General features: G+C 69.6%; 22 protein-coding genes and 2 riboswitches. Of the genes, 12 read left to right on the forward strand and 10 right to left on the reverse strand.

Annotated elements, in window-relative coordinates; all coding sequences use genetic code 11:
- The first annotated feature begins 85 nt into the window (after positions 1–85).
- The 8 genes from HWW87_RS30055 (at position 86) to HWW87_RS30090 (ending at position 10530) form a co-directional block, all read left to right on the forward strand.
- Entirely contained in the window at positions 86–793 is a 708-nt protein-coding gene (locus HWW87_RS30055) for an SGNH/GDSL hydrolase family protein (RefSeq protein ID WP_175823346.1), read from the forward strand.
- Positions 794–1117: 324 nt separating this feature from the next.
- Positions 1118–2170: an oxidoreductase gene (locus HWW87_RS30060; RefSeq protein ID WP_175823347.1), complete on the forward strand. Its 1053-nt coding sequence runs from the start codon at positions 1118–1120 to the stop codon at positions 2168–2170.
- Between the two features lie 211 nt (positions 2171–2381).
- The gene (locus HWW87_RS30065; protein ID WP_006485676.1) at positions 2382–2744 is read left to right on the forward strand and encodes a hypothetical protein; all 363 of its coding nucleotides are present in this window, start codon (positions 2382–2384) and stop codon (positions 2742–2744) included.
- 113 nt (positions 2745–2857) lie between these two features.
- A riboswitch (glycine riboswitch) is annotated at positions 2858–2959 on the forward strand.
- 33 nt (positions 2960–2992) lie between these two features.
- A riboswitch (glycine riboswitch) is annotated at positions 2993–3126 on the forward strand.
- Positions 3127–3209: 83 nt separating this feature from the next.
- Positions 3210–4328, forward strand: coding sequence for a glycine cleavage system aminomethyltransferase GcvT (gcvT, locus tag HWW87_RS30070; RefSeq protein ID WP_175823348.1), 1119 nt, complete (start codon positions 3210–3212; stop codon positions 4326–4328).
- 124 nt (positions 4329–4452) lie between these two features.
- Positions 4453–4833 (forward strand): glycine cleavage system protein GcvH, encoded by a 381-nt coding sequence (gcvH, locus tag HWW87_RS30075; RefSeq protein ID WP_174390452.1) that lies wholly within the window; start codon positions 4453–4455, stop codon positions 4831–4833.
- A gap of 59 nt (positions 4834–4892) precedes the next feature.
- Entirely contained in the window at positions 4893–7820 is a 2928-nt protein-coding gene (gene gcvP / locus HWW87_RS30080) for an aminomethyl-transferring glycine dehydrogenase (protein WP_175823349.1), read from the forward strand.
- Between the two features lie 154 nt (positions 7821–7974).
- Entirely contained in the window at positions 7975–9111 is a 1137-nt protein-coding gene (locus HWW87_RS30085) for an alginate lyase family protein (protein WP_175823350.1), read from the forward strand.
- A gap of 30 nt (positions 9112–9141) precedes the next feature.
- Positions 9142–10530 carry an L-serine ammonia-lyase gene (locus HWW87_RS30090; protein WP_175823351.1) on the forward strand — a complete coding sequence of 463 codons (1389 nt, stop codon included), beginning with the start codon at positions 9142–9144 and terminating at the stop codon, positions 10528–10530.
- 67 nt (positions 10531–10597) lie between these two features.
- On the opposite strand, the gene HWW87_RS30095 is transcribed toward HWW87_RS30090, so the two are convergent.
- The 4 genes from HWW87_RS30095 to HWW87_RS30110 form a co-directional block, all read right to left on the reverse strand.
- The gene (locus tag HWW87_RS30095; protein ID WP_175823352.1) at positions 10598–10999 is read right to left on the reverse strand and encodes a type II toxin-antitoxin system VapC family toxin; all 402 of its coding nucleotides are present in this window, start codon (positions 10997–10999) and stop codon (positions 10598–10600) included.
- Positions 10999–11235, reverse strand: coding sequence for a type II toxin-antitoxin system VapB family antitoxin (gene vapB / locus HWW87_RS30100; RefSeq protein ID WP_059638580.1), 237 nt, complete (start codon positions 11233–11235; stop codon positions 10999–11001). Before vapB ends, HWW87_RS30095 begins: the two co-directional genes overlap by 1 nt.
- Positions 11236–11354: 119 nt before the next feature.
- Positions 11355–11639 (reverse strand): type II toxin-antitoxin system RelE/ParE family toxin, encoded by a 285-nt coding sequence (locus HWW87_RS30105; protein WP_175823353.1) that lies wholly within the window; start codon positions 11637–11639, stop codon positions 11355–11357.
- The gene (locus HWW87_RS30110) at positions 11636–12097 is read right to left on the reverse strand and encodes a hypothetical protein (RefSeq protein WP_175823354.1); all 462 of its coding nucleotides are present in this window, start codon (positions 12095–12097) and stop codon (positions 11636–11638) included. The genes HWW87_RS30105 and HWW87_RS30110 overlap by 4 nt, the downstream gene beginning before the upstream one ends.
- A gap of 307 nt (positions 12098–12404) precedes the next feature.
- Between HWW87_RS30110 and HWW87_RS30115 the strand changes: the two genes are divergently transcribed.
- Both HWW87_RS30115 and HWW87_RS30120 read left to right on the forward strand, forming a co-directional pair.
- Positions 12405–14108 carry a thiamine pyrophosphate-binding protein gene (locus HWW87_RS30115; protein WP_175823355.1) on the forward strand — a complete coding sequence of 568 codons (1704 nt, stop codon included), beginning with the start codon at positions 12405–12407 and terminating at the stop codon, positions 14106–14108.
- A complete protein-coding gene (locus tag HWW87_RS30120; RefSeq protein ID WP_175823356.1) occupies positions 14105–15199 on the forward strand; it encodes an ADP-heptose--LPS heptosyltransferase in 1095 nt (364 codons plus the stop codon). The genes HWW87_RS30115 and HWW87_RS30120 overlap by 4 nt, the downstream gene beginning before the upstream one ends.
- Before the next feature lie 233 nt (positions 15200–15432).
- On the opposite strand, the gene HWW87_RS30125 is transcribed toward HWW87_RS30120, so the two are convergent.
- From HWW87_RS30125 to HWW87_RS30135, 3 genes are all read right to left on the reverse strand, one after another.
- Positions 15433–16449: a helix-turn-helix domain-containing protein gene (locus tag HWW87_RS30125; protein WP_175823357.1), complete on the reverse strand. Its 1017-nt coding sequence runs from the start codon at positions 16447–16449 to the stop codon at positions 15433–15435.
- A gap of 208 nt (positions 16450–16657) precedes the next feature.
- Complete coding sequence (locus HWW87_RS30130) at positions 16658–17206, reverse strand: hypothetical protein (RefSeq protein WP_175823358.1); 549 nt, start codon at positions 17204–17206, stop codon at positions 16658–16660.
- A 178-nt stretch (positions 17207–17384) separates the two neighbouring features.
- Complete coding sequence (locus HWW87_RS30135; RefSeq protein ID WP_175823359.1) at positions 17385–18911, reverse strand: aldehyde dehydrogenase family protein; 1527 nt, start codon at positions 18909–18911, stop codon at positions 17385–17387.
- A 189-nt stretch (positions 18912–19100) separates the two neighbouring features.
- Between HWW87_RS30135 and HWW87_RS30140 the strand changes: the two genes are divergently transcribed.
- Entirely contained in the window at positions 19101–19661 is a 561-nt protein-coding gene (locus HWW87_RS30140; RefSeq protein WP_244107362.1) for a pyridoxamine 5'-phosphate oxidase family protein, read from the forward strand.
- Between the two features lie 102 nt (positions 19662–19763).
- Here the strand turns inward: HWW87_RS30140 and HWW87_RS30145 are convergent, their stop codons facing one another.
- Positions 19764–21377 carry an MFS transporter gene (locus HWW87_RS30145; RefSeq protein ID WP_175823361.1) on the reverse strand — a complete coding sequence of 538 codons (1614 nt, stop codon included), beginning with the start codon at positions 21375–21377 and terminating at the stop codon, positions 19764–19766.
- A gap of 155 nt (positions 21378–21532) precedes the next feature.
- Here HWW87_RS30145 and HWW87_RS30150 point away from each other — a divergent pair, with 155 nt between their 5' ends.
- A complete protein-coding gene (locus tag HWW87_RS30150; RefSeq protein WP_175823362.1) occupies positions 21533–22417 on the forward strand; it encodes a LysR family transcriptional regulator in 885 nt (294 codons plus the stop codon).
- Here the strand turns inward: HWW87_RS30150 and eutC are convergent.
- Positions 22410–23207: an ethanolamine ammonia-lyase subunit EutC gene (eutC, locus tag HWW87_RS30155; RefSeq protein WP_175823363.1), complete on the reverse strand. Its 798-nt coding sequence runs from the start codon at positions 23205–23207 to the stop codon at positions 22410–22412. The two genes, HWW87_RS30150 and eutC, sit on opposite strands and share 8 nt — an antisense overlap.
- A complete protein-coding gene (locus HWW87_RS30160) occupies positions 23204–24601 on the reverse strand; it encodes an ethanolamine ammonia-lyase subunit EutB (protein WP_175823364.1) in 1398 nt (465 codons plus the stop codon). Before HWW87_RS30160 ends, eutC begins: the two co-directional genes overlap by 4 nt.
- Positions 24602–24621 lie beyond the last annotated feature (20 nt).

A 24621-nucleotide genomic window follows, 5' to 3' on the forward strand; every position in this document is an offset into this window, starting at 1 on the left:
GCTGCGATCGGACACAATACGCACTCCCCGGCGCCACCCGTGCCGGCCCGCTTCAACTCACCTGAACCGTCACCGGATCGACCTCATGGGATACTCGTTCGCCACCGCTGCCCTCGGCCCGCTGCTGTTCGTGCAGGGGCGCTACGTGCGCCGCGTCACGCCGCGGCTGCCCGAGGCGGCCGGCCCGCGCGACGGCGTGGCCGGCGACGGCCCGCCGCTGCGCGTGCTGGTGGTCGGCGATTCGGCCGCCGCGGGCGTCGGGGTCGCGACGCAGCACGATGCACTCGCCGGGCAACTGGCGAACGCGCTGGCGGCCACGCACCGCGTGAGCTGGAAACTGCTCGCACGCACCGGCCTGACCACGCGGGAGCTCATTGACTGGCTCGCCGCCGAGCCGGCCGAGCCGTTCGACGTGGCGGTCACGTCGCTCGGCGTCAACGACGTGACGGGCGGCGTGCCGCCCGCACGCTGGCTCGCGCAGCAGACCGAGCTGGTGCGGCTGCTCGCCACGCGTTTCCAGGTCGGGCATACGGTCCTGTCGGCGGTACCGCCGATGGAGCGCTTCCCGGCGCTGCCGCAGCCGCTCGCGTGGTATCTCGGGCGGCGCGCGAAACGGCTCAACGCGGCGCTCGCCGGCTGGGCCGGCGCGCAGCCGCACTGCACGTTCCTGCGGGTCGATCTGCCGCTCGAACGCCACCTGATGGCCGCCGACGGCTTCCATCCCGGCGCATCCGCGTGCGCGGTGTGGGCCGCGCAGGTCGCGGCCGCCGTGCGGCAGCGGGCGGGCGGATGACGCGGCCCGCTCCGGGGCAGGCTGGCCGGCCACGGCCCACCGCGCGGCGCACGCCGAGCCGCGGGCCGCGGACCGCGAGCCGCGAGCCGCGAGCCGAGAGCCGAGAGCCGAGAGCCGCGGGCCGAGAGCCGCGGGCCAGCCAGTCGTACCGCCCGGCACCCGCTTCCACGCAAAATGCCGGCATGCCTTGCGCAAGCGCCGCATCGCGTCGCGCGTTTCGCCCGACGCGTCTGTGCAAGCGGCGGCGCCATGCCAAAATAGCCGGTCGTCTTCGCGCCGCTTCGGCGCGCCATCCTTTAGTTTCCTTCGCAGCCAGGAATTGCCATGTCGTCATTGCTCAGGATTGGTTTGATGGGTTTCGGTTTCGCCGGCGCGACGTTCCACGCGCCCGTGATCGCCACGAGCGGCCGTACTGAAGTCGCCGCAATCGCGACGAGTCAGTCCGATCGCGCGCACGCCGCGTATCCGGGCGCGCGCATCGTCGCCGACCTCGACACGCTGCTCGGCCTCGACGATATCGAATGCGTGGTGATCGCCACGCCGAACGACACGCACTTCACGCTCGCGCGCCAGGTGCTCGAAGCCGGCCGCCACGTGGTCGTCGACAAGCCGGTCACGCTCACCGCCGACGAGGCGCTCGCGCTCGCGCGGCTCGCGAACGCGCGCAGCCGGCTGTTCGCGCCGTTCCACAACCGCCGCTGGGACGGCGATTTCCTCACCGTGCGCCGGATCGTCGAATCGGGCGAGCTCGGCCGCCTCACCTACTTCGCGTCGCACTTCGACCGCTTCCGGCCGACGCCGCGCACGCGCTGGCGCGAGGAGCCGGCCCGCGGCGGCGGCCTGCTGCTCGACCTCGGCCCGCACCTGATCGACCAGGCGCTCGCGCTGTTCGGCACGCCGGAAACCGTGAGCGCCACCGTCAAGACGCGCCGCGACAACGGCACGGCGCCCGATTTCGTGCACCTGCTGCTCGGCTATCCGGACAAGGACGTCGCGCTGCATGCGAGCGCGCTGTCTGCGATCGAGCCCGCGCGCTTCACGCTGCACGGCACGCGCGGCAGCTACCAGAAGTTCGGGCTCGACACGCAGGAAGACCAGCTCAAGGCCGGCCTCACCGCGGACGACGTCGAATTCGGCGGCGGCAATCCGCCCGGCCTGCTGCGCGTGCTCGACGGCGAGGTCGAGGTCGAACGTCCGGTGCCGACGCTCGACGGCCAGTACGCGGAGTTCTACCGCGCGCTCGCCGCGTCGATCCGCGACGGCGCGCCGTTCCCCGTCACCGCGCAGGACGCGGTCGACGTGATGACGATCATCGAGCTCGCCGCGCAGAGCGAACACGACGGCCGCCGGGTGCCGTTCGTGCGCCGCACGGTCTGACGGCTGCCGGCCGGGTCAGTGCCGACCCGGCCGCCATCCCGCGCCACGCGCCGGCAGCGGCGCCGCCGCGTCTGCTGCCCACCGCCCGCCACCCCGCCGGCACGGCCCCCAACATTCCGTTACAAATGGTGCGGGAACGAAAGTCAGCGGTCGTCCGGTCTGACGCGTTTCTCAAAAAGTCGATCCGACACCCATCCGTCAGGAGAATTTGATGCAACGGTTGATTCGCGCAGCGGCATGCTGCGTCCTGGTTTCCTCGCTCGCGGCCTGTATCGTGCAGCCGCAGCGGCCGGCCCGGCAGGCGCCCCCGCCGCGACCGAATCCGCAGGTCGTCGCGAACGACCGCATGCAGGAGGTCCAGGGCCGGATCGACAACCTGCACCGCCGGATCGACGCGCGCGTGAACGGCGGCTACTACCCGCCGCCCTATGGCGCGCAGCTGCACCACCGCCTCGACGTGATCCGCCAGGAAGCGAACGACATGTCGGCCCAACACAACGGCGGCCTGTCCGGCGATGAGCAGCGCGTGCTGAACCAGGAACTCGACACGGCCGCACGCGCGATCGGCGAGTAACGCGCCGGCGCCTGCCGGAGCGGAGAAAAGCGGCGGCGCGGCCGCCGCCGCTTGTCGCGAAGCGACATTCTTTTGCTCAAATTGACAATGCCCACCCGCTCGCGTACAGTCGCCCGCACGCGTCGGGAGAGCGTGTGACCGGTGTTCCGACACCGGTTGCGCCGCCGAAGGGGCACACCCGCAAACTCTCAGGCAAAAGGACCGACCGCGTCGGGGAATCGCATCCGCGCACTGCGCGGGCAATACTCTCCCCGCACTCTGGAGAGCGGCAGTAGCCCGCAGCGCATTGGCTGCGCGGGCAAGCTGCCCACCGAAGGGGCGCGCGTTCGCCGGGCTTGGCCCGCAGCGCAATCTCTCAGGTATCGAGGACAGAGGGGCATGTACCGGATCGCTCGAGGCCATCGGCCGCGGCGGTCGGCACATGGCCGTTCTGATCCGCGCGCAAGCGCCTTGCCTGAGGCCTCGATGACTGCACTGAATCACACCCCGCTCAACGCCGCGCACCGCGCGCTCAATGCCCGCATGGTCGACTTCGGCGGCTGGGACATGCCCGTCAACTACGGCTCGCAGATCGAAGAACACGCCGCTGTGCGCACCGACGCCGGCATGTTCGACGTGTCGCACATGTGCGTCGTCGATTTCACCGGCAGCCGCGTGCGCGCGTTCTTCGAGCACGCGATCGCGAATCACGTCGGCAAGCTCAAGACGCCCGGCAAGGCGCTCTACTCATGCCTGCTCAACCCGCAGGGCGGCGTCATCGACGATCTGATCGTCTACTACTTCACCGAAGAATTCTTCCGCGTGGTCGTCAACGCCGGCACCGCCGAGAAAGACATCGCGTGGTTCAACCAGCTCAACGAACAAGGCGGCTACGGCCTGACGATCGCACCGCGCCGCGATTTCGCGATCGTCGCGGTCCAGGGTCCGAACGCCCGTGAAAAGGTCTGGGCGACGGTGCCGTCCGCACGCGCCGCCACCAGCGAGCTCAAGCCGTTCAACGCCGCGCAGGTCGCCGGCACGCCGTTCGGCGATCTCACCGTCGCACGCACCGGCTACACCGGCGAAGACGGTTTCGAAGTGATCGTCCCGGCCGTGCACGTCGTAGCGCTGTGGAATGCGCTGCAGCAAAACGGCGTGCGTCCGTGCGGGCTCGGCGCGCGTGACACGCTGCGCCTCGAGGCCGGCATGAACCTGTACGGCCAGGACATGGACGACACGGTCTCCCCGCTCGACGCGGGCCTCGCCTGGACGGTCGACCTCACCGCGCCGCGCGACTTCGTCGGCCGCGCCGCACTGGAAGCCAACGGCACGCGCGCCGCGTTCGTCGGCCTGATCCTGCAGAAGGAAAACGGCAAGGCGGGCGGCGTGCTGCGCGCGCACCAGAAGGTCGTCACGCCGCACGGCGAAGGCGAGATCACGAGCGGCACGTTCTCGCCGTCGATGCAGGAATCGATCGCGTTCGCGCGCGTGCCGGCGGCCGTCCAGATCGGCGACACCGTCCAGGTGCAAATTCGAGACAAGAATCTTCCCGCGCGCGTGGTAAAACTGCCGTTCGTGCGCAACGGCAAGGTCCTCGCTGCGTAACGACCGAGAAGCGGCGGGGGCCGCCTCCCGGCAAGCCGGGAGATGGCGCCCGGCGCAACCCCATCCGGCGCACCATGGCGGCGCGCCAGCAAAACGAACACACCCTTTTATCCAGGAGCATCCGATGAGCAACGTCCCGGCCGATCTGAAGTACACCGACGAACACGAGTGGATCCGCACCGAAGCCGACGGCACGCTGACGGTCGGCATCACCGATCACGCGCAGAGCACGCTCGGCGACATCGTCTTCCTCGAACTGCCGCAAGTCGGCAAGTCGGTGAACGCGGGCGACGCCGTCGGCGTCGTCGAATCGGTGAAGGCGGCATCCGACATCTATTCGCCGGTGTCCGGCGAGATCCTCGCCGTCAATGAAGAGGCCGCCGACTCGCCGGAAGAAGTGAACAGCGACGCATACGGCGTGTGGCTCTTCAAGATCAAGCTCGCGGCCGGCACCTCGACCGACAAGCTGATCGACGCCGACGCCTACAGCAAGCTGATCGACTAACTTTCCTTACCCGAACCGCGCGGCGCCGGCCTCGGCCCGTGCGGGACCAGAGTCACGCCATGAAGCTCGAACACCCGGACCGCCTGATGAACCGCACGCCCCTCTCGCTCGCCGCGCTCGAAACGCACGACGCGTTCGCCGAACGCCACATCGGCCCCGACGCCGCCAGCCAGCAGGCCATGCTCGACACGCTCGGCTTCGCGTCGCGCGCCGCGCTGATGGACGCCGTGATCCCGGCCTCGATCCGCCGCGCCGAAACGCTGCCGCTCGGCCCGTTCGCGCAGCCGAAGAGCGAGGCCGAAGCCCTCGCCGCGCTGCGTGCGCTCGCGGACAAGAACCAGGTGTTCCGCTCGTATATCGGCCAGGGCTACCACGACACGCACACGCCGGCCGTGATCCTGCGCAACGTGCTCGAAAACCCGGCGTGGTACACGGCCTACACGCCGTACCAGCCCGAAATTTCCCAGGGTCGCCTCGAGGCGCTCCTGAACTTCCAGCAGATGGTCGCCGACCTCACGGGCCTCGCGATCTCGAACGCGTCGCTGCTCGACGAAGCCACCGCCGCGGCCGAAGCGATGACGCTGCTGCAACGTACCGGCAAGCCGGCATCGAACGTGTTCTACGTCGCCGACGACGTGCTGCCGCAAACCCTTGAAGTGATCCGCACGCGCGCGCTGCCGATCGGCATCGAGGTCAAGACGGGCCCGGCCGCCGACGCCGCGCAGGCGAACGCGTTCGGCGTCCTGCTGCAGTACCCGGGCGTGAACGGCGACGTGCGCGACTACCGCGCGCTCACCGAAGCGATCCACGCGGCCGGCGGCCACGTGGTCGTCGCGGCCGACCTGCTCGCGCTCACCGTGCTGACGCCGCCCGGCGAATGGGGTGCGGACGTCGCGATCGGCAACACGCAGCGCTTCGGCGTGCCGATGGGCTTCGGCGGCCCGCACGCCGCGTATCTCGCGGTGCGTGACGAATTCAAGCGCCAGATGCCGGGCCGCCTCGTCGGCGTGACGGTCGACGCGCAGGGCAAGCCCGCGCTGCGCCTCGCGCTGCAGACGCGCGAACAGCACATCCGCCGCGAGAAGGCGACGTCGAACGTGTGTACCGCGCAGGCGCTGCTCGCGATCATGGCCAGCATGTACGCGGTCTACCACGGCCCGCACGGCCTGAAGACGATCGCGCTACGCGTGAACCGCATCGCGGCGCTGTTGGCCGCCGGCGTGAAACAGCTCGGCTTCACGACCGTCAACGACACGTTCTTCGACACGCTGACGATCGACACCGGCGCGCGCACCGCGCAGGTCCACGCATTCGCGAAGGCGAAGCGCATCAACCTGCGCCGCGTGAGCGACACGCAAGTCGGCGTATCGGTCGACGAAACGACGACGCGCGACGACCTCGCCGATCTCCTCGACGTGTTCGCGCAGGCCGCGGGCGGCACCGCGCCGAGCGTCGACGCGCTGGACGCGGGCCTCGCAGGCGTCGCCGCGCTGCCGGCCGGCCTCGAGCGTACGAGCGCGTACCTGACGCACCACGTGTTCAACCGCCACCATTCCGAAACCGAAATGCTGCGCTACCTGCGCAGCCTGTCGGACAAGGATCTCGCGCTCGACCGCTCGATGATCCCGCTCGGCTCGTGCACGATGAAGCTGAACGCGACGTCGGAAATGCTGCCCGTCACGTGGCCCGAGTTCGGCGGCATCCACCCGTTCGCGCCGGCCGAGCAGACCGTCGGCTACCGCGAGATGATCGACCAGCTCGAGCAGATGCTCGTCGCGGCCACCGGCTACGCGGCCGTGTCGCTGCAGCCGAACGCGGGCTCGCAGGGTGAGTACGCGGGCCTGCTGATCATCCACGCGTACCACGCATCGCGCGGCGAAGCGCATCGCGACGTGTGCCTGATCCCGGCATCCGCGCACGGCACGAACCCGGCGTCCGCGCACATGGCCGGCATGAAGGTCGTGGTCGTCGCGTGCGACGCGCAGGGCAACGTCGACATCGCCGACCTGAAGGCGAAGGCCGAGCAGCATTCGGCGAACCTCGCGGCGATCATGATCACGTATCCGTCGACGCACGGCGTGTTCGAGCAGAACGTTCGCGAGATCTGCGAGATCGTCCACGCGCACGGCGGCCAGGTGTACGTCGACGGCGCGAACATGAACGCGATGGTCGGCCTGACCGCGCCGGGCCAGTTCGGCGGCGACGTGTCGCACCTGAACCTGCACAAGACCTTCTGCATCCCGCACGGCGGCGGCGGCCCGGGCGTCGGCCCGGTCGCGGTCGGCGCGCACCTCGCGAAGTTCCTGCCGAACCAGCGCTCGACCGGCTACGCCCGCGCGGAAGACGGCATCGGCGCGGTGTCGGCCGCGCCGTACGGCTCGGCGTCGATCCTGCCGATCTCGTGGATGTACATCGCGATGATGGGCGCGAAGAACCTGACCGCCGCCACCGAAACCGCGATCCTCAACGCGAACTACATCGCGAAGCGCCTCGCGCCGCACTATCCGGTGCTGTATTCGGGCCCGGGCGGGCTGGTCGCGCACGAGTGCATTCTCGACCTGCGTCCGATCAAGGAAACGAGCGGCATCAGCGTCGACGACGTCGCGAAGCGCCTGATGGACTACGGCTTCCACGCGCCGACGATGAGCTTCCCGGTGCCGGGCACGCTGATGGTCGAGCCGACCGAATCGGAATCGCAGGAAGAACTCGACCGCTTCATCGCCGCGATGATCGCGATCCGCGAGGAAATCCGCGCGGTCGAGGAAGGCCGCGCCGATCGCGAGGACAACCCGCTGCGTCACGCACCGCACACGGCGGCCGTCGTCACCGCGAACGAATGGCCGCATTCGTATTCGCGCGAGCAGGCCGCGTACCCGGTCGCGTCGCTCGGCACGAACAAGTACTGGCCGCCGGTCGGCCGTGCGGACAACGCTTACGGCGACCGCAACCTGTTCTGCTCGTGCGTGCCGATGTCGGACTACGCATAACGCCCGTCCCGCACCGGAGCGTCCGACCGTGACCACACCGCACGCAGCCACCGGTTGCGTGCGGTTTTTACGTTCGCCGCCCGGCCAACCGTTTCACGCTTGCCCGCCAATCCGGCTAACATCACACGCGATCCAGCCAATCAAGGAGTTCCGCATGGTGCGTCCGATGTTTCCGGGCCGTGGTGCAACGCAGATGCGGCTGCACACGCGCCGCTACGTGCCGATGCTCGTCGCATCGCTGTCGCTGGCCGCCGCCGGCCTCGGCGTGTCCGGCAGTGCGCGCGCGGCGATGAATTTCTGTGCGGCGCCGGCACTGCAGGCGAGCGAGACGACGCAGGCCGAGCCGGGCGTGCAGGCGCTGATCCGCAGCGTCGACGCGCGCATCGGCGAGCAGCCGAAGGCGATGCCGCGCGTGCACACCGAGGGCACGCTGCCGCACGAAGGCATCTACGACCAGAGTGCCGCCGCGCTCAAGGACATGGACCTGATGCGCGATGCGGCGCTCGCGTGGCGCGTGACGAACGCGCCGCGCTACCTGCAGCTCGTCGACCGCTTCCTGTCCGCGTGGGTCTCGACCTACCAGCCGAGCTTCAACCCGATCGACGAGACGCGCTTCGAGAGCCTGATCATCGCGTACGACATGACCGCGAGCGCGCTGCCGGTGAAAACGCGCAACGCGACGGCCGCGTTCATCGCGAAGCTCGGCGCCGGCTATGTCGCGCAGGTCGACGCGCAGAAGCGCCCGCTCACCGGGACCTGGCGCAACAACTGGCAGAGCCACCGGATCAAGCTGATCGCGCTGTCCGCGTTCACGCTCGGCGACCGCAAGATGATGAACGCCGCGCAGCGGCTGTTCGTCGAGCATCTCGCCGACAACATCGGCCCGGACGGCAAGACCTGGGATTTCGAGGAACGCGATGCGCTGCATTACGCGGTCTACGATTTGCAGCCGCTGGTGACGGCCGCGCTCGCCGCGCGCCGCTTCAACCGCAACTGGCTGCGCGAGCGCGGCGCGAACGGCGCGACGCTCGCGGCCGCGCTCGACTGGCTCGTGCCGTACGCGCTCGGCGAGAAAACGCACGAGGAATTCGTGAATTCGCCGGTGCCGTTCGACGCGAAGCGCCGCGAGGCCGGCCTGCCGGGCTACACGGGGCAGTGGGACCCGAAAAACGCCACCGAACTCTTTCATCTGGCCGCGCGGCTCGACGGGCGCTATGCCCGCGTCGCGCAGCAGCTTTCCCCAACGCCGCCCGCATGGCTCGCCGCGTGCCTGCCATTGCAGGCGCGCTAGCACTACTCTCATAGCAAGGCAGGTATCGAAATGGCAGTCAGCGTGTTTGACCTCTTCAAGATCGGCATCGGTCCGTCCAGTTCGCACACGGTCGGACCGATGCGCGCGGCGCTGATGTTCGTCCAGGGCCTCGAGCGCGACGGGCTGCTCGATGCGACGGCCCACGTGAAGGTCGAACTCTATGGCTCGCTCGGCGCCACCGGCAAGGGCCACGGCACCGACCGCGGCGTGATGCTCGGCCTGCTCGGCGACGCGCCCGACACCGTCGATCCCGAAACCATCGACGCGCGGCTGGAAGACGTCCGCCAGTCGAAGCAGCTCGCGCTGCTCGGCACGCATCCGGTGCCGTTCGTGCTGAAGGAGAACATCGCGTTCTACCGCCAGGCGCTGCCCGAACATCCGAACGGGATGAAGCTGCGCGCGAGCGACGCGAACGGCGCGGTGCTGGTCGAGCGCACCTATCTGTCGGTCGGCGGCGGCTTCGTCGTGACGGCCGGCGCGCCGAACACCAAGGTGCTGAGCGCGGCCGAACAGATGACACACCCGTTCCGCACCGGCGCGGAGTTGCTCGCGCTGACCGCGTCGACCGGCAAGTCGATCGCGCAGCTGATGTGGGACAACGAGCGCGCGTGGCACACCGAGGAAGAAACGCGAGACGGGCTGCTGAAGATCTGGGCCGTGATGCAGTCGTGCGTGTCGCGCGGCTGCGGAATCGGCAATCCCGACGCCGACGGCAACCTGCCCGGCCCGTTCCAGGTCAAGCGCCGCGCGCCGCAGCTGTACCGCACGCTGACCGGCAGCCCGGAGCGCGCGCTGCAGGACCCGCTGTCGATGATCGACTGGATCAACCTGTACGCGATCGCGGTCAACGAGGAAAACGCGGCCGGCGGCCGCGTCGTCACCGCGCCGACCAACGGCGCGGCCGGCATCATCCCGGCCGTGCTGCACTACTACACGCGCTTCACGCCCGGCGCGAACGAACAGGGCGTGATCGACTTCCTGCTGACGGCTGCCGCGATCGGCATCCTTTACAAGCTCAACGCGTCGATCTCGGGCGCGGAAGTCGGCTGCCAGGGCGAAGTCGGCGTCGCGTGCTCGATGGCGGCCGGCGCGCTCGCGGCCGTGCTCGGCGGCACGCCGCAGCAGGTCGAGAACGCGGCCGAGATCGGGATGGAACACAACCTCGGCCTGACCTGCGACCCGGTGGGCGGGATGGTGCAGATCCCGTGCATCGAGCGCAACGCGATGGCGTCGGTGAAGGCCGTCAACGCGGCGCGCATGGCGCTGCGCGGCGACGGCTCGCATTACGTGTCGCTCGACTCGGTGATCAAGACGATGCGCGAGACCGGCGCCGACATGAAGACGAAGTACAAGGAAACGTCGCGCGGCGGGCTGGCGGTGAATATCGTCGAGTGCTGATACCGGATCCGGCGGTGGCGCGGGGTGGATCGATACCCTGCATTGCCGCCGGGCATGGCACCCGACGCTAGTCGTTCAGCCAGTTCTCCAGTCGCAACCCCGGATAGCTGACGAAATCCCGCTCGTTGTTGGTCACCAGGACGACATCGAGCGACACCGCATGAGCGGCGATCAATTTGTCGAGGTGATCCTTCCTCCGCTCGCGGGTTGCGTCGCGGACCGGACCATACGCTTGCGCGGCCGCAGCGTCGAAAGGCGCGACGGGAATATCCTCGATCAATGCGGCGAGATTGCGGCGCTCCCGGGCCGGGCTCGCGCATGCGGTCACGCCGTACTCGAGCTCCGCATAGGTGATCGCCGACATGACGACGTCGCCCGTGTAGCACTGCGCAAACCGTCTCGCGACCTGCTCCGGCTGATTCTTCATCAGATAGATGCACATGTTGGTGTCGAGCATGAAGCGCGGCATCACAAGCCCTCGCGCTCGGCCTGCTCGTGGTCGCCGCGCCCTTCGGTCATGAAGTCCGGCCCGAATTTCGCGAATTTCTCCAGTACGTGGGTCAAAGGCCGCCGCATCGGCCGAATGCGGATTTCGTCACCGACGCGCTCGATTTCCAGTTCGATATCGCTGCGTTCATAGGCCAGGTCCGCAGGAATTCGCACGGCCTGCGAGTTGCCGTTCCGGAATACCCTCGTGGTATGCATGTCGATCTCCGCTCGGATGTACGCCGTATGTACATTAGTCGATGCGGGTCGAGATGTAAATCCATGTGTGTACATAACAGGTCTTCCCTTGGCTGACGAGCCGGCAGTGAATACGCGCATCACGGCCATTGCCGTCGCGCATGCAGCACGCAGAGAATCTCCCCGATGCGCTCGGCCGGCCGGATGCGATACACGAGCACGTAGTTCGGCGCGATCACCAGTTCGCGCGTGCCGGCCACCCGCCCTTGCCGATACAGCTCGGCACGGGCCGGTAACGCCGCCGCCCTTTCTTCCAGCAGTTCGTCGAGTTCGAGCGCGGCGAGAGGGTCGTCCTCGGCGATGGTGTCCATGATCGCGGCGCGATCCTCGAGCGCCTTCGGATTCCAGTGCAGCGCGAGGGTCAAGAAGCATCCCCGCCCCTGCCCGCGAGCCGCTCACGCAGCGCCGCACGACGCGACGCGAAGTCGGCGCTGACTTCGGCGTCCGGAATCGACGCACGCGGGTCGTCCAGCGCCTGCTGCACCTCCTCGCGAAACCAGCGATCGTGGGCCGCTGCCTCGTGGGCCGCCTTCAATGCCGCCGCGCGATCGGGCCGGGCGGCCCGGCCGGCCGCATCCGGATCGAACGCCGACGCGTCCACATCGAACCGGCTGATGCCGATATCGCGCAGAAAGCCGACCAGCGTTTCAAAACGGCGAAACACCCGCACGTCGCCACGCTTGGCCGACAGGAAACGTTCGTGCGCGCCGCAACGGGCGCAGAGCGCCCAGCCGTTCCCGCAACCGACCACGCGGGCCGCGCGCACCGCGCCGGCTTCGACCAGCTCCGTCAGCGTCTTTTGATCGATCGTTTCGGTCGTCATGGCGATTCTCACTCCCTTCGTCCATCCATTCGCTGAAATTTTACTATTGAATGGCATCCCATTTTATTGTTATTTGGGAAGCCCGCTTTCCGGCTCGAAACAAGCGTCCGGGTCGCCCATCCGTAGCGTTTACTTTTCACCGTCGCGCAAGCGGGCACAAGCTGGCCATTCGGCCAGCCAAAGCCGACACGCGAAACACGCACGTCCCGCTTCACCCCGCGTTCCGACACTTTTCAGCGGCCGGCGTACCGGCGCCCGGCCAACCGGCGTAAGCTGTACGTCCCGCTACCCAGGGAGACGGCAGCCCATGTCGCATTCCAAGGATCTCGAGCCGCGCGCCACCACCGGTGCGCGACTGCTCGTCGATGCGTTGCTCGCCAATCACGTCGAACGCGTGTTCTGCGTGCCGGGCGAGAGCTTCCTCGCCGTGCTCGACGCGCTGGCGGACGACACCGCCCGCATCCAGACGGTCGTCTGCCGCCACGAGGCGGCCGCCGCGAACATGGCCGAAGCGGTCGGCAAGCTGACCGGCCGCCCCGGCATCGCGTTCGTCACGCGCGGGCCCGGCGCGACCCATGCGTCGATCGGCGTGCACACCGCGTTCCAGGATTCGACGCCGATGATCCTGTTCGTCGGCCAGTGCGCACGCGAGCACCTCGACCGCGAAGCCTTCCAGGAAATCGACTACCGCCGCATGTTCGGCCAGATGGCGAAATGGGTCGCGCAGATCGACGATCCGCGCCGCATTCCCGAATACCTGAGCCATGCGTTCCACGTCGCGACGTCCGGCCGGCCCGGCCCGGTCGTGCTCGCGCTGCCGGAGGACGTGCTGTCCGACGCGTGCGCGCCGCAGCCCGTCGTGCCGGCCGCGAAACGCATCGCGGCCGCGCCGTCGGCCGCGCAGATCGACGAGCTGCGCGAGCGGCTCGCGCGCGCGGAGCGGCCGTTCGCGATCGTCGGCGGCAGCGGCTGGACGCCGGACGCCTGCGCGAACCTGCGCACCTTCGTCGAACGCTGGCAATTGCCGGTCGCGTGCGCGTTCCGCTTCCAGGACACGATCGACAACGCACACCCGAACTACGCGGGCGACGTCGGGCTCGGGATCAACCCCGCGCTCGCGAAACGCATCCGCGACGCCGACCTGCTGCTCGTGATCGGGCCGCGCCTCGGCGAAGCGACGACCGGCGGCTACACGCTGCTCGACATCCCGAAAACGCGGCAGACGCTGATCCACGTGCATCAGGGCGCGGACGAACTCGGCCGCGTGTACGCCGCCGACCTGCCGATCGTGTCGGGCATGCCCGAGATCGCCGCGCCGCTGGCCGCGCTCGAACCGCCCGAGCGGCCTGCATGGGCCGGCGCGGCCGTCGACGCGCACCGCGCGTACCGCGAATGGCATGCGCCGCTGCCGATGCCCGGCGACGTGCAGCTCGGCGACGTGATGGTGCAGTTGCGCGAGCGCCTGCCGCACGACGCGATCCTGACCAATGGCGCGGGCAACTATGCGATCTGGCTGCATCGCCACTTCGCGTACCGGCACTTCCGTTCGCAGCTCGCGCCGACGAGCGGCGCGATGGGCTACGGGGTGCCGGCCGCGCTCGCCGCGAAGTCGCTGTATCCGCAGCGCGCCGTCGTCGCGCTCGCCGGCGACGGCTGCTTCATGATGGCCGGCAACGAGCTCGCGACCGCGATGCAATACGGGCTGAACATCGTCGCGATCGTCGTCAACAACGGCCATTTCGGCACGATCCGCATGCATCAGGAGCGCAACTACCCGGGCCGCGTGCACGGCACGGGGCTCACGAACCCGGATTTCGCCGCGTATGCGCGTGCGTTCGGCGCCCATGGCGAGACGGTCGAGCGCACCGCCGATTTCGCGCCCGCGCTCGAACGCGCGCTGACCTGCGGGCTGCCCGCGGTGATCGAGATCCGCATCCCGCAGGACGCCAGCACGCCGGCCGCGACGCTCGAGCAGATCCGCGAGCAGGGTCGCCGCGCGCGCGGCGCATGACGGTGGACATCCACACCGCGCCGCCCACCGCCGCGCTGTCGCACGACGACGCGCTGGCCTGCCCCGGCACGCTGCTCGCGCCCGACGGCTCGCTCGTCGCGCCGTACGATCTCGAGCATGACGACGAGCGCGCCGAAGGCTACGTGCCGGCCGCGCCGGCGCTCGGCCTGCTGCACGCCGCGCACCGGCCGTTCCGGCTCGATTACGGCGCTACGCGGCACGTGCACGTGATCAACGGGATGGGCGTCACGCTCGGCGATTCGGTGATCGGGCTGACGGCTCTCGCCGCACTGCGTGCGGCCCATGCGGACCTGCGCTTCACGCTGTACCGGCCGGCGCGCGCACCCCGCTATGTCGATGCGCTGTATGCACTCGCGGCCGACGTCGTCGCGCCGTCACGCGCGCTGCCGTGCCCCGCCGAAGCGCTGCCCGCCGACGCGTGCTGCATCGACGTCGGCAATCACCTGTACTGGCCCGCGTTCGCGCGGCTGCCGATGATCGATTTCTTCCTCGACGCGCTCGGCGTCGATCCGGCCGCCGTGCCGGCCGCCGCGAAGCGCAACCGCTGGCTCGCGCGGCTGCCGCTGCCCGCGCTGCCGGCCGATTGGCAGCGGCCGTACGTGCTGTTCTGCCCGAATGCGAGCACGGCGGTGCGCAGCGTGCCGCCCGCGCTGCACGTCGCGTTCGTGGAACGGCTCGCGCAGCGTTACGGGTTACCGGTGGTCGGCTTCGGTCCGCTCGCGCATCCCGCTTATGTGGACGTGAGCCGCGACGCGACCGACACAGCACGCTTCATCGCGTGGATCAAGGGGGCGAGCCTGCTGTTCGCGCCGGACACGGCGGCCGTGCATCTCGCCGACGGTTTCGACGTGCCGACGCTCGCGTGCTTCACGACGATCGGGCCGGCGCTGCGCGTGCGCGACTATCCGCATTGCGTACCGGTCACACTCGACGTGCCGGTCGAATTGCACGGGCTGCATCGCAGCGAGCGGCCGGACGATCTCGCGGCGGTCGAAGTCGCTTACCGCGCAGTCGATTGGGACACGCTGGCGTGGCCCGCACCGCGCAACGTGGCGGCAACGGCCATCTGAGCGAAGCCGGCGCGGCAAGCGGAACGATCGAACCGGTAGCGGCCCGCGTCCAGCGCCAGCACCACCGCAAGCGGCGCTCTGGCTGCCCGGCTTACCCGGCCAAGCTCGCACCAGCCTCCTGAGCGAAGCCGGCGCGGCGGCGAGCGGAACGATCCACCCGGCAGTAGCGCGCCCCCGGCGCCAACCCCGCCGCGAGCGCCGCTTCGGCCACCCGGCTCACCGTGTCGAGCGCCTCACGCCCGATCGCGCAGCGTCTCCGACGGCCGCTTGCCGAACAGGCGCCGGTAATCGGTCGCGAACTGGCTCAGATGCCAGAAGCCCCACGCCTCCGCGACGTCCTGCACCGAGCCGGCCGCGCGCCCGCACAGGTCACGCCGCGCGCCGTTCAGCCGCAGCGTGCGCAGGTAGGTCGCGGGCGCCATCCCGAGCACGTCCTGGAAGCAGTACTGCAGCGTGCGCCGGCTCACGTGCAACTGCTCGCAAAGCTCGGGCACGCCGACCGGGCGCGTGCGGTGCGCGAGCACGTAATCGCGCGCCTGGTCGACGAGCCAGCGGCGCGTCGACGGCGCACCGCCGCTGCCGTCGTCGGCCGGTTGCGCGCACGCGTCGAACAGCGCGGCCAGCACTTCGGCCTGCAGGTCGTCGCGCTGCGCATCGGGCAGCGGGCCGGCCATCGCCACCGCGCCGTCGAGCCGGCGGCCGAGCAGCGCGCACAGGCGCGCGAGCCGCGCCTCGCCGACCTGCATCACGCGCTGCGTGAACAGCCGCTCGTCGAGCGCGCGGCGCTCGACTTCCTCCGCATAGCGGCGCAGCACGTCACCGCGCACGACGACGCCATAGATCGAGAACTGCGCGGGCGTCACGAGTTCGAATTCGACGTTGCCGGGCCGGAACGCGAGCGCGCCGGGGCCGATGCGGCACGCATCGACGCGCGCCGAGCCGTCGCACACGAGCGGGATGCCGAACCAGTACGCATCGCCGCGCACTTCGCACGCCTGGCGCAGCAGGTGGCTGGTCGATTCGCGAAACAGCTTCATCGTGTCGAGCGGCAGCTCGGTCAACGTGCCGACGAAGCGGCCGGCCGCGAGCTGGTCGTAGGTCTGCCGCCAGCCGATCAGGTTGCGCGCCTGCTCGTCCGCATCGTGCGCGACGCTGACGACGGCCTGCCCGGCGAACGCGTCGTCGCCCTGCGCGCTGCGCCGCGTGTCTTCGGCGGTCGGCTCCTCCGTACCCGCCACATGTTGATTCATCGTGTCCTCCCTCACCTGCGCGGAACCGTGCGTTGCGTATCACGCAAGTCCCGTGCCGAACCGCACGGCCCGGCGAGCCACCCGCCATTCCACGCTGTCCGGCCGATGCGCGCCATGCGGGCGCACCCGAAGGCGGCATGCCGCGCACGCCGCCGGTGCGATCCGCGCGGCGACCGCGCATGCGCGCCGCCCCCCGCATGGACGCCGGCTACCGGGCCGGCTTCAGCCGCACGACCCGCGTGCCGCAATTGCCGTATGCCTGCGCGATCGCCAGTTCGACGATCGCGCTGCCCGCCGCCCACGGCGCCGCGTCCGCTTCCGGCAGATCGGCGCGCAGCGTGGCGCGGCCGTTGATCCGGTAGCGCAGGCCGCGCACGAAATCGACGAACAGCAATCCGACCCCGCTGCCGTCGCAGGCGGCCGCGTCGATCCGGCCGCCGTCGCCGTCCTGGGCGGCGGGCAACGCGAACCGCAGCGTCTTCGTATCGATCACGCGCACCACCGGCAGCAGATCGCCGTTCGCGTCGCGCCGGCTCTGCACGATGTCGCAGGTCATCGACGCACCCGCGCCACATGCCATGCCGACGAACATGAACGGTTGCGATTCGACGAACTGCCGTACGCCGACGCTCAGCCGCGTGGTCACGGCGTCGCTCATCCGCTCGGCTTCGTCGGCGACGCCGAAGCGGTGTTGCGCGTCGAGTTCGCCCGGATGGAATACCGGGTGACGCGGAAAGGATCGGGGCAGTTCTGCCATGCTGGGGGTCGTCACACGCATCGGCGCGCCGTGCCGTCGCGCATGCTCGACGGCCGGCAGCGTTGTCAGCGCCGGCTGCGCAAGAAAGCGCAACCGGCGTCGACTGTCGAATAGGGAAATCGAACCGGGCGACGTGCCGGGCCCGACCGGCCCCGACACGTCGCCCCGGCTGCGGCGATCAGAAGAACCCGAGCGCCTCGGCCTGGTAGCTGACCAGCAGGCACTTCGTCTGCTGATAGTTCGACAGCGCCATCTTGTGCGTCTCGCGGCCGATCCCCGACTGCTTGTAGCCGCCGAACGCCGCATGCGCGGGGTACAGGTGGTAGCAGTTGGTCCACACGCGGCCGGCCTCGACCTCGCGGCCCATCCGGTACGCACGCGTGCCGTTGCGGGTCCACACGCCCGCGCCGAGCCCGTAGAACGTGTCGTTCGCGAGTTCGATCGCTTCCTGCTCGTCCTTGAACGTCATCACCGACGCGACCGGCCCGAAGATCTCTTCCTGGAACACGCGCATCTTGTTGTTGCCGAGCAGCATCGTCGGCTTCACGTAGTAGCCCGTGCCCAGCTCGGCGGCCGGCGCCGCGCGCTCACCGCCCGTCAGGCATTGCGCACCTTCGCCGCGGCCGATGTCGATGTACGACAGGATCTTGTCGAGCTGCTGCTGCGACGCCTGCGCGCCGATCATCGTCTGCAGGTCGAGCGGGTGGCCGGACTTGATGCGCTCGACGCGCGCGACGGCCTTCTCGATGAAGCGTTCGTAGATCGATTCCTGGATCAGGATCCGCGACGGGCACGTGCACACTTCGCCCTGGTTCAGCGCGAACATCGCGAGCCCTTCGAGCGCCTTGTCGAGGAACGCGTCGTCCTGGTCGAGCACGTCGGCGAAGAATATGTTCGGGCTCTTGCCGCCCAGTTCGACCGTCGACGGGATCAGGCTGTCGGCCGCCGCGCGCAGGATGTGCTTGCCCACCGGGGTCGATCCCGTGAACGCGATCTTCGCGATCCGCTTGCTGGTCGCGAGCGCTTCGCCCGCTTCCTTGCCGAACCCGTTCACGATGTTGATCGTGCCGGCCGGGAACAGGTCGCCGATCAGCTCCATCAGCACGAGCACCGACGCGGGCGTCTGCTCGGCCGGCTTCATCACCACGCAGCAGCCGGCCGCGAGCGCCGGCGCGAGCTTCCATGCGGCCATCAGCAGCGGGAAGTTCCACGGGATGATCTGGCCGACCACGCCGAGCGGCTCGTGGAAGTGGTACGCGACGGTGTTGTCGTCGATTTCGGAGATGCCGCCTTCCTGCGCGCGGATGCAGCCCGCGAAGTAGCGGAAGTGGTCGACGGCGAGCGGCAGGTCGGCCGCCATCGTCTCGCGCAACGGCTTGCCGTTGTCGATCGTCTCGGCCACGGCCAGCAGCTTCAGGTTCTTTTCCATCCGGTCGGCGGCGGCGAGCAGCAGATTCGCGCGCTCGGCGACCGACGTCTTGCCCCACTTGCGGCGCGCGGCATGCGCGGCGTCGAGCGCCAGCTCGATGTCGTCGGCCCCCGAGCGCGGGATGCGGCAAAACGGCTGGCCGTTGATCGGCGACACGTTCTCGAAATATTCGCCCTTCACCGGAGGAACCCACTTGCCGCCGATGTAGTTGTCGTACTGCTGACGGTACGGGTATTCGACGTCGAGGCCCAGTTGTTTCAGGTCAAACGGGTTCATACATGTCTCCTGTTCATCGTGCTTGTGTGAGTACAGCGCCGGTTGGAATGCGCTGGTCCCGTTTACGCAACATGCGTGCCAAACGGAACGGCCGCACGTCGAGCGCGGCCGGCGCGGGCTCGCACCGTGCGGTGTTCACGCACGCAACACGGCGGGTGTACCGATTCTGAACATCGCGATTGCGCAGCGATGGGGCCGGTGTTCGGAATTTCCACAGTGCGCGGCGGTGCGCGGCCCACGGACGCGCGCCGTGCCGCGTGGCATGTCGCTTGCGTGCGCATCGCGGATCCACACGCCACGGCGCCCGCGCCGACCGACACCATGAACGATCGCGGCCCCCTGACCGACGACGCCATCGCATTCATCCGCGAGCAGGCTTTCCTGATCGTCGCGACCGCCGACGCAGCCGGCAACAGCGACTGTTCGTATCGCGGCCGCCAGCCGCGCGCCGACGGTTCGTTCGCGCCGCTCGTCGATATCCCGGACCGCCGCACGCTGGTGCTGCCCGACTTCGCGGGCAACAACCTGCTCAATACGATCGGCAACCTGCTCGTGAATCCGGCGATCGCGCTGCTGTTCGTCGATTTCGTGCGTCAGACGACCTGGCTCGTGCAGGGCCGCGCGACCCTCGACGAGGATGCGCAACGGCACGCGCATCTGTGGCCGGATGCGTTGCGCTATCTGGTGATCGATGTGGAATGCGCGCAGGCGCGCGCGGATGCGGCCCTGCCGCCGCTCGTGCTGGCGTGACGCGCGGCGGGTGACGCGCTGACCAAAGGACTATCCGGGCACGGCGGCTGCGTTGTCGGAAAAGCCGAAATGCCTAAGCGCCGATGCGCCGCGATGCAACGCTCACCGCCCGTGCGTCTGCGCACAGGCCGGTTCGATCCGGCTGCGCGCCGACGCATCGGCGTGCGCGTGGCCGTCCGCCTCGTCGCCCGTTTCGTCGGCGACCGGCCGCCCGCCGAGAAACCCGAACACCACCACCGCGCACAGCACCGTGACGACGGCCAACCCGGTCAGCAGCCGGTCGAACGCGTGCGTGTAGCTCGCGATCAATGCCGCACGACCGACGCCCGGCAACGTGGCAGCCGCGCCCGCGAGATCGCCGGTCGCGAGCCGCGCGGCGGCCCGCAGCGTCGCGTCCGGCGTGCCGGCGGCCCCCGCCGCGTGCGCGAGCCCCGTTTGGGCGAGCGCGGCCAGCACCGCGCCGACGATCGCGAGCGCAATCCCCTCGCCGGCCACGCGCGTCGTGCTGAAAATGCCCGTCGCCATCCCCGCGCGCTCCTTCGGCACGACGCTCACCGACAGCCCGTCCATCAGCCCCCACGGCATGCCGGCGCCGACGCCGATCGCGAGCATCGGCGCGATCGCCGCCGGCCCCGCGCCGCCGCGCAGCGCGATGCCGAGCCACACGAGCCCGGCCGCCGCGACCAGCAGCCCGAGCCCGGAAATCACGCCGGCCGACAGCCAGCGCGTGAGCGTCGCCGCGACGAACGGCACGACCAGCATCGGCGCGGAGATCGCGAGCATCAGCCAGCCGGCGTCGATCTCGCTGAAGCCGTCGATGCCGATGAAGCGCAGCGGCAGCACGACGAGCAGCACGATGTAGCAGCAGCAGGTCGACACCGGCAGCACCTGCACGCCGACGAAGCGTGTGATGCGGAACAGCGACAGGTCGAGCATCGGCCGCGCGACGCGCGTCTCGATCGTCACGAACGCGCACGCGCCGAGCGCCGCGCCGGCCAGCAGCGCGATCACGAGCGGGCTCGACCAGCCGCATGCGGGCGCCTCGATCACGCCGAACGTGAACAGCGTCAGCGCGGCCGTGAACGCGGCCGTGCCGGGCCAGTCGAGCCCCGTCGCGTGCGGATCGCGCGACTCGTGCATGCGCGGCAGCCCGAACGCGAGCGACAGCACGCCGGCCACCGCGCTCGTCACGAAGATCGCGCGCCAGCCGTAATGCCCGATCAGCCCGCCGGCGAGCACGGGCCCGAATGCGAGCCCGATCCCGAACGTCGTGCCGAGCAGGCTGAATGCACGCGTGCGCGCCGCGCCGTCGAATTCCTGCGCGAGCGCGGCCGTGCCGCCGGCCAGCGCCGCGGCCGCCGCCAGCCCTTGCGCGGCGCGCAGCAGATCGACCGCGAGCATCGACGGCGCGAACGCGAGTGCGACCGACATCAGCGTGAAACCGCCAACACCGATCGCGAACAGGCGTTTGCGGCCGAACTGGTCGGCCAGCGCGCCCGACGCCATCAGGAAGCTGCCGAACGCGAGCATGAACGCGTTGGTGATCCAGTTCATCGCGACCGGGCTGCCGTGCAGGTCGCGGCCGATCGCCGGGGTCGCGACCGCGCCGCCCGAAAACGACAGCGGCAGCGCGACGGCGGCCATGCAGACGGCGGCCAGCACCCACGCGCGCCGGCGCGCCGCGTGGGCCGAAACGGCTGAAACAGGGTGATCCATCATCGCTCCTCGAAAAGCCGGCGCGGATGCGCCATCAGAGCGACAGAAGATAAATCCGATTCAATCCGCGAAAAACCACGCGAAGCTCCGCATATAACGGACTAAAATTCCGCAATTGCCCCACCAGCGTGCATCGCCGCACACCGTTCGATTCGATGGAAAACCTCACCGGCATCGTCGCGTTCGTCCGCACCGCCGAAGCGCTGAGCTTCGTCGCGGCCGGCCGCGCGCTCGGCATCTCGGCGTCGGCGGTCGGCAAGACGATCGCGAAACTGGAGCAGTCGCTCGGCGTGCGCCTGTTCAACCGCACGACGCGGCGCGTGACGCTCACCGACGAAGGGCGGCATTTCTACGAACGCTGCCAGCGGATCCTCGAAGATTTCCGCGACGCGGAGGCGACCGTGACGGCGTCCGCGCAGCGCCCGCGCGGCAAGCTGCGCGTGAGCCTGCCGGTGATCGGCTACCGCTTCCTGCTGCCGGTGCTGCCCGAATTCCGGCAGCGCTATCCGGACGTCGAGCTCGATCTCGATTTCAACGACCGGATGGTCGACGTCGTCGAAGGCGGTTTCGACGCAGTGATCCGCAGCGGCCCGCTGTCCGATTCGAGCCTGATGTCGCGGCGGCTCGGCCCGTTTGCGTTCGTGCTGTGCGCGACGCCCGCGTATCTCGCGCAGGCCGGCACGCCGCGCACGCCGCGCGAGCTCGAAGCGCACGATTGCGTGCGCTACTGCTTCCCGACCACCGGCAAGCTGCAGGACTGGGCGCTCGCGGCCGACGACGGCACGCCGCTCACGCTGCGCACCACGATGACCTGCAACAACATGGAAGCGCTGCGCGGCACCGTGCTCGCGGGGCTCGGCATCGGCTACATGCCCGACTTCCTCGCGCGCGACGCGCTCGAACAGCGCGCGCTCGTCACCGTGCTCGACGATTACCGGATCGCGCCGGGGCAGTTCTCGATCGTGTGGCCGTCGAGCCGGCAGTTATCGCCGAAGCTGCGCGTGTTCGTCGATTTCCTGTGCGAGCGGCTGTTCAGGTAGTCGCCCCGATCCGCTCGGCTTCGGCCGGCGGCAGCAGCGCGTCGCTGTCGTCCTTCAGCCCGACGCCCGTCAGCCCGAGCCGGCGCGCGTGGGTCATCAGGTAATGCAGCTTGTGCGCGGCGGCCGCGTGCGGCAGCCCTTCCGGCCGCACGTTCGAGATGCAGTTGCGCAGCGCGTCGTGACAGCCGACCTTCGGCGCCCACGTCAGGTACACGCCGAGGCTGTCCGGCGAGCTGAGCCCGGGCCGTTCGCCGATCAGCATCGCGACCACCTTCGCGCGCAGCAGCTCGCCGATTTCGTCGCCGAGCGCGACGCGCGCCTGCGTCGCGACCACCACCGGGCCGATCCGCCAGCCGTCCGCGTCGAGCCGCGGCCGCACGGCCTGCAACAGCGGCAGCGCCTGCTTCGCGGCCGCGAACGCCGACAGCCCGTCGCCAACCACGAACACGACATCGGGCGCCTCGTCGAGCGCCGCCCCGTAGCCGGCCAGCAGCCCGCGGCTGTCGTCCGACAGCTTGCGGCCGAGATCGGGCCGGCGCAGGTAATGGTCGCGATCCGGCGCGGCGCTCTGCACGCCGAGCGTCGGCAGCAGGCCGGCCGCCTCGATCTCGCGCCGCAGCGCATCCGCATCGAGCGGCTGGTGCACCGCGTCGCGCGCCTGCGCATGCGACAGGTTGAAGGCCAGCAGCGGCGCGGTCGGCAGGCTGTTGCCCGCGCGGCCGAGCGCGATCCGCGCGTTCGTGAACGACTTCAGCTGCGCCCACGGATTCTTCTCGATGGCGTCGCTCATGCGGATACCCCCAGCCAGTCGTTCGCGCCCGCGAGCAGCGGCACGCGTGCCGTCGCCGTGCGCAGCGCGCCGTGCGCGTCGGCGATCTCCATCGTCTCCAGCCACTCCTCGAACTCGGGCGCGCGGCGCAGGCCGAGCACCTCGCGCACGTAGAGCTGATCGTGGAACGACGTGCTCTGGTAGTTCAGCATCACGTCGTCCGCGCCCGGAATCCCCATGATGAAGTTGATGCCGGCCGCTCCCAGCAGCGTCAGCAGCGTGTCCATGTCGTCCTGGTCGGCTTCCGCGTGGTTCGTGTAGCAGATGTCGCAGCCCATCGGCACGCCGAGCAGCTTGCCGCAGAAGTGATCCTCGAGCCCCGCGCGGATGATCTGCTTGCCGTCGTACAGGTATTCGGGCCCGATGAAGCCGACCACCGTGTTCACGAGGAACGGCTCGAACTTGCGCGCGACCGCATACGCGCGCACTTCGCAGGTCTGCTGGTCGACGCCGAAATGCGCGTTCGCCGACAGCGCGCTGCCCTGGCCCGTCTCGAAGTACATCAGGTTGTTGCCGACCGTGCCGCGCTTCAGCGACAGCGCGGCCTCGCGCGCCTCAGCGAGCAGCGCGAGCGAGATCCCGAAGCTCGCGTTCGCCTTCTCGGTGCCCGCGATCGACTGGAACACGAGATCGACCGGCGCGCCCTTCTCGATCGCCGCGATCGTGTTGGTCACGTGCGTGAGCACGCATGACTGGGTCGGCACGCCGTAGCGTTCGCGGAAGCCGTCGATCATCGCGAGCAGCTTCACGATCGCCGCGAGGCTGTCGGTGGCCGGGTTGATGCCGATCATCGCGTCCCCGCAGCCGTACATCAGCCCGTCGAGCATCGATGCGGCGATGCCCTTCACGTCGTCGGTCGGGTGGTTCGGCTGCAGCCGCACCGACATCCGGCCGGCCAGCCCGACCGTATTCCGAAAGCGCGTGACCACGCGGCGCTTGCGCGCGGCCGCGATCAGGTCCTGGTTGCGCATCAGCTTCGACACGGCCGCGACCATCTCGGGCGTGAGGCCCGGCGCAATCCGTTCGAGCGCGGCGCCGTCGGCCGCGGGCGACAGCAGCCAGTTGCGGAAATCGCCGACGGTGAGGTGCGAGATGTCCGCGAACGCCTGCGCGTCGTGATCGTCGATGATGAGGCGCGTGACCTCGTCGTCTTCATACGGGATCACCGCTTCGTTCAGGAACGCCTTCAGCGGCACGCCCGCGAGCGCGATCTTCGCGGCGACGCGCTCCTCCTCGCTCGCCGCCGCGACGCCGGCGAGCTGGTCGCCGGAACGCAGCGGGCTCGCCTTCGCGAGCAGCGTCTTCAGGTCCGCGAAGCGGTACGTGCGCGGACCGATCGTCTCCGTATAGGACATCGTTCGAATCTCCTTGCCAA

The organism is Burkholderia sp. BCC0419, from assembly GCF_902830285.1.
Classification (GTDB): Bacteria; Pseudomonadota; Gammaproteobacteria; order Burkholderiales; family Burkholderiaceae; genus Burkholderia.